The organism is Bradyrhizobium sp. USDA 4473 (assembly GCF_054063335.1).
This window is the reverse complement of record NZ_JBSSGE010000001.1, coordinates 5,887,315-5,901,447: the sequence shown is the minus strand read 5'-3', so window position 1 is coordinate 5,901,447 and position 14,133 is coordinate 5,887,315. Positions and strand designations below refer to the sequence as shown.

Sequence of the window (14,133 nt, the reverse complement as noted above, 5' to 3'; positions counted from 1 at the left end):
TGCAGTAGCATGCGGCCCTTTGAGGGGCTGCGATGTACGAGTTTGAAGAAATCATATTGCGATACGACGGGCTGGATGCGGACAGGCACGTCATCGAACTTGGTACCCTCGGTCAATCGATTCAGGGCGCGTCCCGACTGCTCGGGAGTGCCGGCTCAATTGTCCTAACCGGACAATTCGCCAAGCACACCAATGCCCTGTCAGTGCGGGTGCTCGCCGGCCAGCCTAGGGCACACTGCTGGGAGCTGCCGGCGATCGTCGTGAGCGTGGCGCCGATCGTGACGCCGTTGCTTCCCACCATCAAAGAAGCCGCTAAGTTCGCGGCGACCAAGGCCGTCACAGGCATCGTTAACTTTGCAATCTCGACCGTCGGACACAAACCGAAAGAGGCGGAAATGGCCAAAGAGGTCGCTGTAAAAGCCCTCGAAGAAATGGGGCATACATCTCGCACCGCCATTGAGGCAATGGAGAGGCTTGCCACGTCACAGCGGCCGGCGGTCCGACTCTTCGTTTCTCCGGTCGGGGAGAGCTGCAGCATAGCAAGGATTGGCGACCCCACCTTCGGGGCCGTGGCCGTCGACCAGGAGATGCGTCAAGCTATCGAGGCGTCGGAGCCCATCGAAATCTCGGCCGCCGCAGAATACGACGTCCTAATCTCCGAATTCGACCTCAAAAATCGATCATGCAAGTTCTCGCTGCGCGACCAGGACGATCCGAACGACCGGTTCAATGGAGAGATCACCGACCCCGTCGCGCAGCTTCCTCAAAACCCATATTCCGACGCACTGAACAGCCAGCGCTGGATCAGAGTGAGAGCGAAAGCGCAATTGAAGAACGGCGAGTTGGAAAAGCTCTTCATCTCTGATCTGGTCGCGCGTTCCGCGCCGGAACCCGCGCGATGAGTTGGATCGCGGTTATCCTTTTGGTCATCGGCGCCGCATGGTTTCTGCGGTCGTGGTGGCGCTGGAATCGGAAGCAAGCCGGTGATGCCAATGAACTAGATTGGCTGGACGAGATTGTGCGCGAGCACACTGCGGGAAAGCAAGATCATAGCAAACTGATCCGAAGGGCGATCACTGACATCGAGCGCGATCATGAGCCGTCGCCTGCTCTTTCCCGAGAGCTTCGCAGGGCCAAAGATGCGATCGGCTACAAAGACTGACCTTACCGTGGTCAGTGGCTGATGAGCCGGAAATTGTGACGGTGTCCGAAACATGAGCACGAGTGATGAAGCGCCAATCCGGTGCCTGAACTGCGGTTCGACCCAAGTCCACGCGGAAAAGCGCGGCTGGAACGTTGCAACTGGCTGGCTAGGCTCCAGCAACATCAAGATCACGTGCCTGAAGTGTGGCAGCACTCAGCGGCCCGGGCAGACTGACAGCCCAACGGCCCGGCGCTTGTTCTTCCTGTTCGTCGTGGGCGTGGCTTTTCTTGTCTGGCTGATGACATGACCCACCACTGAAGTCACCCAAATGGAGGCCATCCGATCTATTTGGCTTTCGCCCTCAGCCCGATCTCGACCAGCCGGCGGATGGCCTCGGGTCGGCCGGGCAGGTCGTCCTGCTGGCGCCGGAAATCATCAATCTTTTTGGCCATATCAGGCTGAAGCCGGACCAAAACCGGCTCTCCGGTTGCCTCGGCTCGTTTCTTCGGTGATTTCGTGATTTCACGACTTGCCTTGCTCATGAGGGCATGATATCACGAAATCAAGCCGGGGCAAGGCGGCAACCTCGCTCCCGGCTCTAACCCGAACCACGGAGCTAACCCATGGCCCAAGCTGTCCGCCAGTCTACCACAAAACCGCTTTCCTCACTCTTCCGCGATCCCTACGTCGCGGCCGCCTTCAAGGCCGCCGAGGACGACGGACTGAGCCCAGCGCAGGTCAATGTCGACCCGCCACGCAGCCCCGCCAGCGGGGGCGCAGAAGCCGTCCAAGTGACCCGCACCCTCGAGACGGCGTAACGGAGGGTCGCAAACATGAAAGCGTACCGTCATGGCGCCCAGGGCGCCGAGCGATTGTCGTCGTCGCAATTGATTCCCGATAGCCGCTCGATCGCGGGGCAGGGAGTCAAAAACGTGCCAGAACTTTCCGGCGGCTCGCCGATTCTTGCCAGCGGGGCTGGAATGAATCGGAGAGCACTAATGAGCACACTCGCTTCTGCCGCCGCTGTGGCGGCTACCGTCCCGGCCGCGGCGATGGCCCAAGCATCGACGCTCGGTACCGAGCCAATCTTTGGAATGATCGAGCGTCACAAGCGAATGGCTGCAGCGCTCAATCTGCTTGGCGCAGAGGAAGACGCGCTGTGCGACTCGATCCGGAAAGACCGGCGACGTAGCAGCATCTTCGGCGCTGAGCTTGAGCTTTGCAAAACCGATGATCCGCGCTGGATAAGCTACCAGAAGCGGGTGATTGCGGAATTTTCGGCCGTCGATGAGCTGGCTTGCGAGATGTTGAGCACAGACCTTGGCTCAGTGGCCGCGGTTGTGGCGCTGCTGAGGTACGGCCTCGAGCACGTCGAGGCCGGGAATCTCTGGCCCGACAATCTTTACGATGGGGATGCGCGGCGGCCCTGGCTGCATTTCGCAGTGCAGAACGCGATGGCTGCTCTTGAAGATTTGCAATAAGCGCCCACGGGCACGGCCCCGCTGCCAGCAAAGCGGCGGGGTCCGCCCAGCCTTATTTATCGCCGGCGATCTTCGCCGCCACGGGCAGGTCCTTCACCGCGCGGATCTCGACGTAACTCCGTTGGTTGCCCAAGATGGCCCGAATGTTTCTTGTGAGGTTCGGGGCGGCAGGAATTTCTGTGTTTGCCTTGATGTCAGTTGACTCGCTCGCAGTCGTGCGGGGACTGGATGACTGGCCAAATCTCAGCATCATGACGCGTTTCCTTCGTTTATCGCAGTATCCCAAGGTTTGTGCTTTACCCAACGAAACTTGCGATCGACCGTGATCACCGCAATCTCGATCGGACCGCCACAAATCTGCGGAAAATTCGAGAACTTTATGGCTTTGATGGTGCTTTGAATGCACGCATGAGCAAAGTCAATGGCGTCCCTGATCGGTACGACCGGGTGACCCAGCTCGAATTGTCCCACTAACGCATCCAGGTCTTGCGGTGTTCCTGCCCACTTACCGCTGTCCAGAATCGCCGACTTGAGCCCATCATCGCAGCCGAAAAGTAAACGCTTGATGAAGTTCGGGGCTCCCCAGAACCGATATGCGCTGAGAGGAATGGGGTCAGGCTGAGGCTGACCCTGGGCGGGGTCGAAGATCATCTGATACGCGGCCGGCGCGCGGCTGTTGTCAGCGTATCCTCCCAAGCAAAAGCCCACCGTGAAATTTTCACGCAGTTGATTCAGCTCATCTTCCTCTGCCTGCGTCCTTGCGGTGGGGGATTGGCCGCTCGGATCGAACGGCGCCTTCTGCGCCAGCGTCGCGCAGCGAGCTATATCCTTCGCGTAAGGACATGCGACGTATTGTTGCCAGAAACTGTGACACCAGCGAGATGCCGCGTCCTGTACGCTGGTTGGCGGGTTCGCGACGAGGTCATCAGCGAACACGGCGATAAGCTGCCTGTAGCTGCTTACGGCGAGCCCGCCCAATCCCCAAGTGACCATGCCGAGCGATCCACCGTCTCCCACCTCGAATAGCTTTTGCGCCTGATTGAAGTAGTGCGGGATGCCATTGATCCCGTTGTACGTCGTGGTGCTGTCCGCTCCGAGGACGACTCCCTCAGGCGAGAGGTAGCAAGCGGCAATCGTCATCAAAAAATCTTTCACCAAGCAATTTGGCCATTTGGGCATGGTCTTCGAGTCGAGACAAGCAAAAAGCGCAACCAATAATTGCTGCTTTTGGCTGATCGCTGCCGCCGAACATTTGCGGACATGGGGCGGACACGAAATCCGATAGACCACCCGTCCTTCGTATAGCTTCTTCCAACTATTTGATACTATGAGTAATTTGGTGAGCGCGGAGGGACTCGAACCCTCGACCCCATGATTAAAAGTCACGTGCTCTACCGCCTGAGCTACGCGCTCACTCACCTGAACATCAGATCCGGACGCAAGCGGTGAACCGCTCCGGATCATGCTCCAGTCCGCGCTGTGTAGGGGGCGGGGCCCATCGGGTCAATAGCCGGCGGGCGGTCAATTGTGTACCGTTGCGGCGGATTTGCCCATTCGGCGCCTGCGGTTAGGGCCGTTTCTTGAAGTTGACTTTGTTTGCGCATGATCTTTCCGGAAAACCGCTGCGCACTTTGCGCTGACGCGGCCCTCGGGGTCCGGATCAGGCGTTAGCCGTCGTGGCGGATTTCCGAGCCGACCGGCTGCTGCGGGGCGGCGACCGAGGGCAGGCTGACCGGGCGAAGTCCGATCAGTTCCGCGGTGCGGATCGCGCTGTTACGCCAGAACGCGAACTCGTTGATCCGCGAATTCTCCAGGATCGCGATTGAAACCGCGGCTAGGAACGGCAGGCTTTGCAGCACCAGCACGCCGGCGAAGATGTAGATTTCGCGCACCTGCTTGAAGCCGTTGGTCACGATCAGCACGATCGCGCCGATCAGCAGCAGTACGCCGATCACCGCTTCCCAGAACGCCTGGAATTCGATCGACATGCGCGACAGGCCGCCCTTGGAGGTGCGGGCGAAGGCGAGATGTTCGGTGATCAGGCCCTGCGCCACCGCGCGCGACACCGTCCACTGCACGCTCATCGCCGCGATCATGGCGCCCAGCATCTGGCCGGCCTTGATGTTCACCCGCAGCCGGTAGAGCGCGACGAAATGTACGAGCGAGACGACGAAGGAGGCGATGATCGGCAAGGTCAGGATCTTGTCGGGGATCGCGATGTCGGCGAAGGCGACGATCGGCACCCAGATCAGATTGAGGATCGCAACCACGACGCCGAGGCTTTCGGCCCCGAGCCAGTTGAGCCAGCCGAGCGAGAATTCGCGGCGCTGATCGGGCGTCAGCCGGCTGGCGCCGGGCAGGAAGCGCCGCCAGTGCTTCTTGACGATCTGGAAGCCGCCATAGGCCCAGCGATGGCGCTGCTTCTTGAAGGCCTCGTAGGTGTCAGGCAGCAGGCCTTCGCCGTAACGCACATTGGTGTAGTGCGTGAGCCAGCCCGCCTGCTGGATCGAGAGGCCGAGATCGGTGTCCTCGCAGATCGTGTCGGAGGACCAGCCGCCGACCTTGTCCATCGCGGCGCGTCGAATCAGGCACATCGTGCCGTGCACGATGATGGCGTTGAACTCGTTGCGCTGGACCATGCCGATATCGAAGAAGCCGGCATATTCCCCGTTCATGATGTAGTGCATCAGCGAGCGGTCGCCGTCGCGGTGCTCCTGCGGCGCCTGCACCAGTCCGACGCGCGGGTCGGCGAAGGCCGGCACCAGGTCCTTCAGCCAATCCGGGTGCACGACATAGTCGGCGTCGATGATGCCGATGATCTCGGCGTCGGCCGCGGTGCGTTCCATCGCGATGCGCAGCGCGCCGGCCTTGAAGCCCTGCACCTTCTCGGCATTGATGAACTTGAAGCGCTCGCCGAGCAGCCGGCAGTGATCCTGGATCGGCCGCCAGAAGTCGGGATCGGGCGTATTGTTGATGATGCAGACGCACTCGAAGTTCGGATAGTCAAGCCGCGACACCGCATCGAGCGTCTGCTTCAGCATCTCGACCGGCTCAAAGTAAGCCGGGATGTGGATCGAGACTTTCGGGAACTTGACGTTCTCGCCGATCGTGGCCGGCGCCAGCGGCGCGCTCTTGCCGATCAGCCTACGCGGGCCGCGGCCGAATGCCACCGCCGCGATCTCCTCGATCCGCGCCATCGCGATAAGTACGAGAGGAACCAGGAGCACCAGGCCAAGGCTGAGCGCAAACGCCGAGCCCCAGACGAAATAGTGCGTGGTCCAGTATGAGAACACGGTCGCAACCCAGGCGCCGACGCCATTGGCCGCGGCCGACAGCAGCAGCGCCTGCATCACGGTCGGCTGGTCCAGCCGCAGGATCGGCAGCGACATGAACAGCCCGACCAGCACGGCGACCAGCGCGATCTTCCAGTAGTTCAGGTCGGTGATCGGTCCGGTCCAGGCGAACTTCGCCTCGCGGTCGGCATTGAGGATGCCCCAATAGGGACCGACGCCGCCTTCGAAGAACTTCCAGGGCTGATCGATGGCCTCGACGATGTTGTAGTCCATGCCGATGGCTTCGGCGCGGGTAACGAAGTTGCGCAGCACGGTGGCCTGCTGGAACGCGCCCGGCTCGGCGTTGCGCAGATTGTAGCCCTGGCTCGGCCAGCCGAATTCGGCGATCAGGATGCGTTTGCCGGGGAAGGAGTCGCGCAACAGATTGTAGCGATCGACCGCCTGGTCGACCGCCTGCTTGTCGGTGAAGTTTTCCCAGTACGGCAGCACGTGGGCGGCGATGAAGTCGGCCGAGTTGGCGAGCTGCGGATGATCGCGCCAGATGTTCCAGATTTCGCCGGTCGTGACGGGAACGTTGACCGACTTCTTGACCCGCTGAATCACCCTGACCAGCCGCTGCACGTTGTTTTCGGCAACCGCCCATTTGACCGCTTCGGCGCGCTTGTCCTCGGGCTGCGTATCCGCGTCGTGAAGGCGCTGTGCTTCCTCGCGCAGGATTCGCTCGGAGTCCTCAGGCGACACGCCGATCTCCGGAACCGTGCCGAGGTTTTCGAGCGGGACCTGCTCGCCGCGGAACACGGTTTCGTTGCCGACCACGATGCCGATGACGTTGCTGTTGCGCTTGGCCAGGTTGATCGCGGCGTCGAGCTCGCGATTGTTGCGGTTGGCGTCCTTGTCGATCCACGCGCCGACGGTGACCTTCATGCCGAACTCGGCGGCAACCGGAGGCACCAGTTCGTTGCCTTCGGTCGATGAATAGAGCCGGACCGCTTTCGTGAGGGTGGAGAGCTTTCTGAGATCGGCGCGCACCTTCTCGGTGTCGGCAGCAACGTCAGCGACGGTGTGCCCTGACTCGAACGGGGCGTAGGACAGGCTCGGCAGCGTGCCGCGGAAATCGGGCGCCGACTGTTTCTCCTGGAAGAGACCCCACAGGGCGGCGTGGGCGGCGGTGACAAGCAACAGGACGGCGACGACGGCGCGCATCGCGGTTAAACCATACGGGGCCTGAGAGTGAGGACTAAGCGAACCCGTCCCCTGGGTTCGACCAATATCACGGTGGAGGAAAAGATATCTCCGCCATCCGATTTAACAACTGGTGTGCCGCGATGGCGTTTTAAGGGCGCAAGCCGTTCCAGCCGCGAAAAAATCGCGGCCGGACCCCCGGTCGCGCGAGCGCCGCTATTTCGACGCCGGCGCAGGTGTGGCCGACGGGGCCGGTGCAGGCGAGGGCGAGGCAGCCGGTGCGGGCGCGGCGTTGCCGGCGGTCGACGGTGCCGGGCTCGGCGCCGCGGCAGCCGCCGCGGCCTGCGGCTGGGCGCCCGGATTGATCCAGCAGGCGTGGATGCGGCCGTCGAGGCTGCCGCGCACCTTGTCGTCGATCTGGGCGCCGAACCGGGTCAGGCAGCGGAACGCAGCCTGGACGTGACCGCCGGGGCAGCCGAACCGGTCATACAGGTCAAGGTGGCGGAACGCGGTGTCGAGGTCGTCGTTCCACATCAGGCGGACCACACGGCGGCCGAGCCAGACGCATTCCGGGTTGCCGGCTGGGCCGTTGATGGCCTGCTGAGCCTCGCCGAACTCCTCGACCTTGCGCTGGTTCGCCTCCCGCGCGGCATTGGCGTTCGCATCGGCCGGATTTCCGGGCTGCTGTTTGGCCTGATCCGGCGGATTCGGCGTGCCGCTCTGGGCGAAAGCGCCGCCGGCTCCGGTCAGGAGCGCAAGACTGGCCACAACGCCGGTGACGGCAAGGTGACGCAAAGCAGTGTTCTTCAACTCAAGCAGCCGTCGACGCATGTATTCCCCGATAATGTTCCTGCCCCCGCGGGATCATCCTAACGGCTCGCGTGATGCCGTCCAAATAGGTCTCCAGTGCGGCGGAGACTCTGGCGGAGTCAGATGACTGGAATTTGGTATTTTGTCCAGCAAACTCACAACTTTATCGATCCGGCGCGAAACTGTCGCAGGACAACCATGGTATTGACCTAATCCCGCTCTTGGCAGATGGGCTGTGACCGGCTAATTCGACGGTCCCCCGGAGGATGGAACCGATTTCGCTTCGTACGCCACTGGCGCTTCTCCTGATCTCGCTCGTCGTGATTGCTTCCGTGTGGTGGTGGCTCGCCACGCCGATCACGCTCGCGCGTGCGCCGATCGATCCGGCCGCAAAGCTGCAATGCGTGTCCTACACGCCGTTCCGCGGCGCCCAGACGCCGCTTGATCCTACGACACAAGTCCCGGTCGAGCAGATCGAGCAGGATCTGACCGATCTCGCCAAGGTCACCGACTGCGTGCGCACCTATTCGATCGAGAACGGCCTCGACCAGGTCCCCGGCGTTGCGGCCAAGGTCGGGCTGACGGTGATGCAGGGCATCTGGCTCAGCAGCAACCGCTTCAAGAACCTGCAGCAGATCGCCATCGCAGTCCGCCTCGCCAAGGAATATCCCGGTGTCGTCACCTCGCTGATCGTCGGCAACGAGGTGCTGCTGCGCGGCGAGATGACGGCCGCCGATCTTGCCGGCAACATCCGCGCGGTGAAGGCTTCGGCCGGCAATATCCCGGTCACCTATGCCGACGTCTGGGAATACTGGGTGAAGAACCGCGAGATCTATGACGCGGTCGATTTCATCACCATTCACATCCTGCCGTATTGGGAGGACATCCCGATCAAGGCCAAATACGCCGCGGCGCATGTCGACGATATCCGTAAGCGGATGGCGGTGACGTTTCCCGGCAAGGAGATCCTGATCGGCGAGACCGGCTGGCCGAGCCAGGGGCGGATGCGGGAGGGCGCACTGCCGTCGCGCACCAACCAGGCGCGGGTGGTGTCGGAGATCCTCGACCTCGCCAAGCGCGAGGGCTTTCGCGTCAACCTGATCGAGGCCTATGACCAGCCCTGGAAGCGCAAGCTCGAGGGCACCGTCGGCGGCAATTGGGGCCTGTTCGATTCGATCAAGCGGCAGGTGAAGTATCCGCCGGGCGTTGCGATCAGCAACTATCCCGACTGGAAGCTGCAGATGGCCGGCGGCATGGCGCTGTCGGTCGTCACCTTCCTGGTCGCCTGGCTGACGTTGCGGCGCCGGCCCTGGACGCCGCGGCCGGCGGCCTGGATCGCGGTCGGCCTTTCGGCGACCACGGCGGGGACGCTGCTCGGGATCGCCGGCGACAAGATGTATTACGAGAGCTACGGCGTTGCCGGCTGGCTGCATTGGGGCGTGCTGCTGGCGGCCGGCATCGCCGCGCCGCTATTGACCGCGCATGCGCTGATCGCCGGGCGCTCGCTGCCGACCTTCCTCGAACTGGTCGGACCGCGCGACTATCGCGGCAAGGGTATGTTCGGGGCGGTGCTGGCGATCGTGCTGGCGGCGACCACCGTGATCGCGGCCGAAGCCGCGCTCGGCTTCGCCTTCGATCCGCGTTACCGCGATTTCCCCTATGCCTCGCTGACCATGGCCGTGGTGCCGTTCGCGCTGCTGACCATGCTCAACCGTCCGAAGGAGGGCGTCCGGCCGATTGCGGAATCCGTATTCGCCGGTCTGCTGGCGATCGCTGCCGCCTATACCATCTTCAACGAGGGGACGATCAACTGGCAGTCGGACTGGACCTGCGTGATGTTCCTGCTGCTGGCCGCTACGCTGTGGCGGGCGCGGGCCGCGCAAAACCCAGGATAAACAGTCCGATCGCCAGGCCCGACAGCACGACGTTGTAGAGCACGATGCCGAGCCCCGCGGCGATCAGGCCGGCGGTGAGCAGCACGATCGACGGCCGCGTCAGATTCAGCACGGCGATCACCAGCGCCGTGATCCCGAACACCGAGTTCTTGAACAGCACGGTCGAGAGCGCGCGGGCCTTGCAGAGCATGGTCTGCCCGCCGGCGTCGCAGGCCAGCGCGACCGGAGAGAACTCGATGGCCAGATAGCGCACATACAGCGCGTAGCCGACGGTGAGGAAGCCCACGACCAGCAGGAACTGGACCTGATAGGGGGAGAGGCGGAACGGTGGTTTGGTCATCGCGGCACTATGGTCGGGAAAGGGGGCGGGGACAAGGCTCGGCGTAAGCCGCGAAATCGGTCGAGAATTTGGCCGCAATCCATTGGCCTGGCATCATCATTGGCTGTTGCGCCGGAACATCGAGGAGATCGTCGAAGGCTCCGGCTTCTTGTCCTCGGCAACAGCCTGCTGCGGCGGCGCCACGGCGGCGCGCTTCGGCACGAACCGCCGGTGCGGCAGGGCCGGCCTGGCTGCGGCGGGCGGCTCGTTCAAGGCCAGCCGCTGGCCGTCATAGACCGCGGTCTCGCAGGTCCGCTGGACCAGGCTGAGGCCGGCGCAGATCTTGGCGGCGGTGCCGGCGTCGTTCAGCGGTCCGGCCACCAGGCGCAGCTGCATGCCGAGCCCGTTGCCGTTCTCCTTGATGACGATGATCGGCCGCAGCGCGGCCAGCGCGGCATTGGACTTCGACTTTAGCAGGCCCCGCCACAGCGCGCGCAGTCCATTGACCGAATTTGCCGTGCCGAGATCGACGCCGAACTCGGTGCGCTGGATCTGGGCCTTCGGCGCGTCCGCCTCGTCCTCCGCGTCGGCGTCGGGATCCGCCTTGATCACCGGCGGTGGATTCGGCGCCACGCCCGCATCGCTCGCGGTCGGCGGCTTGGCCGTTTCGGCCGGCTTGGTCGAGGCGGGATCGAGCGATGCCAGCTGAGGCCTATCAGTCAGCGGCTTGTCGGAGGGCGGCGGCGCAGCGGCTTTGGTGTCCACTGCGGTGGCCGCAGCAGCGGCGCTCATTGGACTGGCAACGGACGGGGCGGCGGACGAAGCCGGCGGCGCATTGTCGGAGGCGGGCGGCCTCTCCGCGGCGACTTGCGGCTTCGACGCCGCGGGCGCTGGTTTCTTGTCGGCGGCGGGCTTTTCAGCCGCCGCAACGGTCTTCTCGATCGCTGCGGGCGGCTTGCTGTCGGCAGATGCCGGCACCTTGTCGGCCGTCGGCGGCTTGTCCGACGCGGCCGGCGGTATCGTGGCGACACCGGCGACAGTTGGTGCCGGTGCCGGAGCTGCTGGCGCCGAATTGGCTGGTGCGGGCGGCGCTAGAGCTGGCGCCGCGGGCTGCTTGGCGATCGCGCCGGTCACGGATTCCAAGCCTTGTTCCAGTGTGGTGACGCGCGAATAGAGCCGGTCGCGATCGGCGTTCAGCGTATCGATCGCTGACGCCAGCCGGCGCGTCTCGTTGTGGCTCTCCTTGGCCAGCGTCTGCAATTGCTGGGCCTGGCGCGCGACGTCGGTTGCGGCGATCTGATTGCGCTTCAGCGTCAGCGCCGACTGGTTGGCCATTACCGCGACGGTGACTGCGCCGACCGCGGCCACGCCCCACGACCCGAGCCGCCAGAGCATGCGACGATCGAAAGCATCCTCCTCGGCCAAAAAGCCGGAGCTGCTCTCGGTGTCGAATTCCGCCGCCAGATTGTCGCGATCTTTGGCCAAAGCCCGCTTGGCCCTCCTCAAGGCCCGCCGAATCACGAGGCAAAGATTAACAGGAAATGGATCGGGAACTTGAATCCGGAGCGCCACGGAGGCGAATCGGTTTCTTCCGGCGGGGAAAACAATTAAAGACGGCCTCGAACCAAGTTTGGCGCAGCGAGCTGCGCGCGAGATCGAGGATTGCGAATGACTGCGCGAACCAGCCTGACAGTGGTGCTTGCGGCCGGCGAGGGCACGCGGATGCGCTCGTCGCTGCCGAAGGTGCTGCACCCGGTGGCCGGGCAGACGCTGCTGGCGCATGTGCTCAATGCCGCCGCCTCCGGCGACGGATCGCAGCTCGCGGTCGTGATCGGACCGGACCATGAGGCGGTTGCCGCCGAAGCCCGCCGGGTGCGGCCCGACGCGCAGACCTTCGTGCAGCGCGAGCGGCTCGGCACCGCACATGCGGTGCTGGCCGCACGCGAGGCGATCGCCAGCGGCGCCGACGACCTGCTGGTCGCGTTCGGCGACACGCCGCTGATCTCGGCCGAGACCTTTGCGCGCATGCGTGCGCCGCTGCGCGAGGGTGCTGCGCTGGCGGTGCTCGGTTTCCGTGCCGCCGACCCGGCCGGCTACGGCCGTCTGGTGGTCGAGAACGGCAGACTGGTCGCGATCCGCGAGCAGGCCGACGCCAGCCCCGAGGAACGCAAGATCACGCTGTGCAATGCCGGCGTGATGGCGTTCGACGGCAAGACCGCGCTCGCGATCATCGAGAAGATCGGCAAGGCTAATGCCAAGGGCGAATTTTATCTGACCGATGCCGTGACCATCGTCAAGGAATTGGGACTGGAGGCCGTCGTGATCGAGACCAGCGAAGACGAAGTGCGCGGCATCAACACCAAGGCGCAGCTCGCCGAGGCCGAGGCTGTGATGCAGGCGCGGCTGCGCAAGCAGGCGCTCGAGGCCGGCGTGACCCTGATCGCGCCGGAGACCGTCTATCTCGCCGCCGACACCAAGTTCGGCAAGGACGTCGTGATCGAGCCGTTCGTGGTGATCGGCCCGGGCGTTGCGATCGACGACGGCGCCGTGATCCATGCTTTCTCGCACATTGTCGAGGCCAGCATCGGCAAGCAGGTGTCGGTCGGTCCCTATGCGCGGCTGCGGCCCGGCACCTCGCTCGGCGACGGCGCGCGGATCGGTAATTTCGTCGAGACGAAGGCTGCGACGCTCGAGGCCGGCGTCAAGGTCAACCATCTCTCCTATGTCGGCGACGCCCATGTCGGCGCCAATTCCAACCTCGGCGCCGGCACCATCACCTGCAACTATGACGGCTTCCTCAAGCACAGGACGCTGATCGGCGAGGGCGCCTTTGTCGGCACCAATTCGTCGCTGGTCGCGCCGGTGACGATCGGCAAGGGCGCCTATATCGGCTCCGGCTCGGTCATCACCAGGGACGTGCCCGACGATGCGATGGCCATCGAGCGCAGCGAACAGTCGATCCGCGACGGCGGCGCGGCGCGCTACCGCGCGGCGAAGCTGAAGGCGAAGGCAGCGAAGGGGAAGTAGTCTTCTCCTTTTGGCGTGATCGCGAACCTGCCGCCACACCAAGATGTCGTCCCTGCCTGGTGCGCACCAGGCAGGGACGACAAGGAGTATGCGGCGCAGTCAGCGGGACACGCGCTGAATTCTCGCGACATACTTCTTGCTCGTCGCGGCTGGTCAGGCCGCACGCGCAGACGCGCCATAAAGCAGATCGTTCAGCATCTGTCGTTCCTTCTCGATTCGTCGCGTGAGCAGCTCGCGCTCGTGGTCTGATTTCGCGGTATCGAGCAGGAATTGATAATGGCTGATGACCTTTTCGCTCCCACGTATGAGCAGACGCTGCAGCTCTGTCATGGCCGGCCCTCTCCTGACTGCCCGACAATTTGCTCGTTCGCCGGTGGATCAAGGACAAGAGGCGGTATGTCGGCCGCCAACACCTGCATCGCTGCCATCTCTTCAGTAAGACGTCGGTTGACGAAATCGCGTTCCAGGTCGGAAAGCTCGGTGCCGAGCAGCCGCCGATATCGGCCAACATTGTTGCGATGTGCGCGCAGCCGTTCGAGGCGCTCATCGATCTGTTCCGAAGTTCGCTGCCGATCTTTGTTGAACCTTGACCACCAGCGATCTTCAATCCTGTCGATGACTTGCTTCGGAAGCCTGATCTCGGTCATGGGCCGCTCCTATGCAGCAGCGACGCGGCGCTCGGTGGAGTGGAGCCGGGCCGGCCTGCCTCCTGGCGGTTCGCGCGGATCGTCAAGGGTGCGCAGCGCATCGAGGATATCGCCCACTGGAACGGGCGATCTGAGTTCTGGAGGCGCGCGCAGAGCAGGATTGGATGCGACGGCGCAGGCATCCGAAGCCCAGGATGCCAGAATGCTTCTCTTCGCCGCCACCGTCAGGCAGGGATCGCGCAGCACATCGCGCGGATGTTCGTATTGCCTGCCTCTGGGCTGGCGAAATGCAAGGACATTGTCGACAGTCGCGGTCGTCGGCCGCATGGGTGCCT

General features: G+C 63.7%; 17 protein-coding genes and 1 tRNA gene. 7 read left to right on the top strand and 11 right to left on the bottom strand.

The window, feature by feature from the left end:
• The first annotated feature begins 32 nt into the window (after positions 1–32).
• The 3 genes from ACVW17_RS27890 to ACVW17_RS27880 are packed head-to-tail and all read left to right on the top strand — an operon-like array spanning position 33 to position 1,451.
• The gene (locus tag ACVW17_RS27890; RefSeq protein WP_456798111.1) at positions 33–902 is read left to right on the top strand and encodes a DUF7946 domain-containing protein; all 870 of its coding nucleotides are present in this window, start codon (positions 33–35) and stop codon (positions 900–902) included.
• On the top strand, positions 899–1,162 hold the full coding sequence (locus tag ACVW17_RS27885) for a hypothetical protein (protein WP_456798110.1): 264 nt from the start codon (positions 899–901) through the stop codon (positions 1,160–1,162). The genes ACVW17_RS27890 and ACVW17_RS27885 overlap by 4 nt, the downstream gene beginning before the upstream one ends.
• Before the next feature lie 52 nt (positions 1,163–1,214).
• Entirely contained in the window at positions 1,215–1,451 is a 237-nt protein-coding gene (locus ACVW17_RS27880) for a hypothetical protein (protein WP_456798109.1), read from the top strand.
• A gap of 37 nt (positions 1,452–1,488) precedes the next feature.
• Here ACVW17_RS27880 and ACVW17_RS27875 read toward each other — a convergent pair whose 3' ends face one another.
• A complete protein-coding gene (locus tag ACVW17_RS27875) occupies positions 1,489–1,686 on the bottom strand; it encodes a hypothetical protein (RefSeq protein WP_456798108.1) in 198 nt (65 codons plus the stop codon).
• 81 nt (positions 1,687–1,767) lie between these two features.
• Between ACVW17_RS27875 and ACVW17_RS27870 the strand changes: the two genes are divergently transcribed.
• Both ACVW17_RS27870 and ACVW17_RS27865 read left to right on the top strand, forming a co-directional pair.
• On the top strand, positions 1,768–1,962 hold the full coding sequence (locus tag ACVW17_RS27870) for a hypothetical protein (RefSeq protein ID WP_456798107.1): 195 nt from the start codon (positions 1,768–1,770) through the stop codon (positions 1,960–1,962).
• A 15-nt stretch (positions 1,963–1,977) separates the two neighbouring features.
• Positions 1,978–2,625 (top strand): hypothetical protein, encoded by a 648-nt coding sequence (locus ACVW17_RS27865; RefSeq protein ID WP_456798106.1) that lies wholly within the window; start codon positions 1,978–1,980, stop codon positions 2,623–2,625.
• Between the two features lie 52 nt (positions 2,626–2,677).
• Here the strand turns inward: ACVW17_RS27865 and ACVW17_RS27860 are convergent, their stop codons facing one another.
• The 5 genes from ACVW17_RS27860 to ACVW17_RS27840 form a co-directional block, all read right to left on the bottom strand.
• Positions 2,678–2,878, bottom strand: a complete 201-nt coding sequence (locus ACVW17_RS27860; protein WP_456798105.1) for a hypothetical protein — start codon at positions 2,876–2,878, stop codon at positions 2,678–2,680.
• Positions 2,875–3,915: a hypothetical protein gene (locus ACVW17_RS27855; protein WP_456798104.1), complete on the bottom strand. Its 1,041-nt coding sequence runs from the start codon at positions 3,913–3,915 to the stop codon at positions 2,875–2,877. The genes ACVW17_RS27860 and ACVW17_RS27855 overlap by 4 nt, the downstream gene beginning before the upstream one ends.
• A 47-nt stretch (positions 3,916–3,962) precedes the next feature.
• Positions 3,963–4,038 (bottom strand) — tRNA-Lys (locus tag ACVW17_RS27850).
• Positions 4,039–4,292: 254 nt separating this feature from the next.
• Positions 4,293–7,121 (bottom strand): glycosyltransferase, encoded by a 2,829-nt coding sequence (locus ACVW17_RS27845; RefSeq protein ID WP_456754838.1) that lies wholly within the window; start codon positions 7,119–7,121, stop codon positions 4,293–4,295.
• Positions 7,122–7,316: 195 nt separating this feature from the next.
• Entirely contained in the window at positions 7,317–7,931 is a 615-nt protein-coding gene (locus tag ACVW17_RS27840; RefSeq protein ID WP_456754837.1) for a beta-1-3, beta-1-6-glucan biosynthesis protein, read from the bottom strand.
• 245 nt (positions 7,932–8,176) lie between these two features.
• Here ACVW17_RS27840 and ACVW17_RS27835 point away from each other — a divergent pair, with 245 nt between their 5' ends.
• Positions 8,177–9,805, top strand: coding sequence for a glycoside hydrolase family 17 protein (locus ACVW17_RS27835; RefSeq protein ID WP_456798103.1), 1,629 nt, complete (start codon positions 8,177–8,179; stop codon positions 9,803–9,805).
• Here ACVW17_RS27835 and ACVW17_RS27830 read toward each other — a convergent pair.
• Together ACVW17_RS27830 and ACVW17_RS27825 are read right to left on the bottom strand one after the other, a co-directional pair.
• A complete protein-coding gene (locus ACVW17_RS27830) occupies positions 9,765–10,145 on the bottom strand; it encodes a hypothetical protein (RefSeq protein WP_456754835.1) in 381 nt (126 codons plus the stop codon). The two genes, ACVW17_RS27835 and ACVW17_RS27830, sit on opposite strands and share 41 nt — an antisense overlap.
• A gap of 96 nt (positions 10,146–10,241) precedes the next feature.
• Positions 10,242–11,609 carry a hypothetical protein gene (locus ACVW17_RS27825; protein WP_456754834.1) on the bottom strand — a complete coding sequence of 456 codons (1,368 nt, stop codon included), beginning with the start codon at positions 11,607–11,609 and terminating at the stop codon, positions 10,242–10,244.
• A gap of 183 nt (positions 11,610–11,792) precedes the next feature.
• Between ACVW17_RS27825 and glmU the strand changes: the two genes are divergently transcribed.
• Entirely contained in the window at positions 11,793–13,151 is a 1,359-nt protein-coding gene (glmU, locus tag ACVW17_RS27820) for a bifunctional UDP-N-acetylglucosamine diphosphorylase/glucosamine-1-phosphate N-acetyltransferase GlmU (protein ID WP_456754833.1), read from the top strand.
• 153 nt (positions 13,152–13,304) lie between these two features.
• Here the strand turns inward: glmU and ACVW17_RS27815 are convergent, their stop codons facing one another.
• The 3 genes from ACVW17_RS27815 to ACVW17_RS27805 are packed head-to-tail and all read right to left on the bottom strand — an operon-like array spanning position 13,305 to position 14,125.
• Positions 13,305–13,481, bottom strand: a complete 177-nt coding sequence (locus ACVW17_RS27815) for a hypothetical protein (protein ID WP_456754832.1) — start codon at positions 13,479–13,481, stop codon at positions 13,305–13,307.
• Positions 13,478–13,798 (bottom strand): hypothetical protein, encoded by a 321-nt coding sequence (locus ACVW17_RS27810; RefSeq protein WP_456754831.1) that lies wholly within the window; start codon positions 13,796–13,798, stop codon positions 13,478–13,480. Before ACVW17_RS27810 ends, ACVW17_RS27815 begins: the two co-directional genes overlap by 4 nt.
• Before the next feature lie 9 nt (positions 13,799–13,807).
• A complete protein-coding gene (locus ACVW17_RS27805; protein WP_456754830.1) occupies positions 13,808–14,125 on the bottom strand; it encodes a hypothetical protein in 318 nt (105 codons plus the stop codon).
• Positions 14,126–14,133 lie beyond the last annotated feature (8 nt).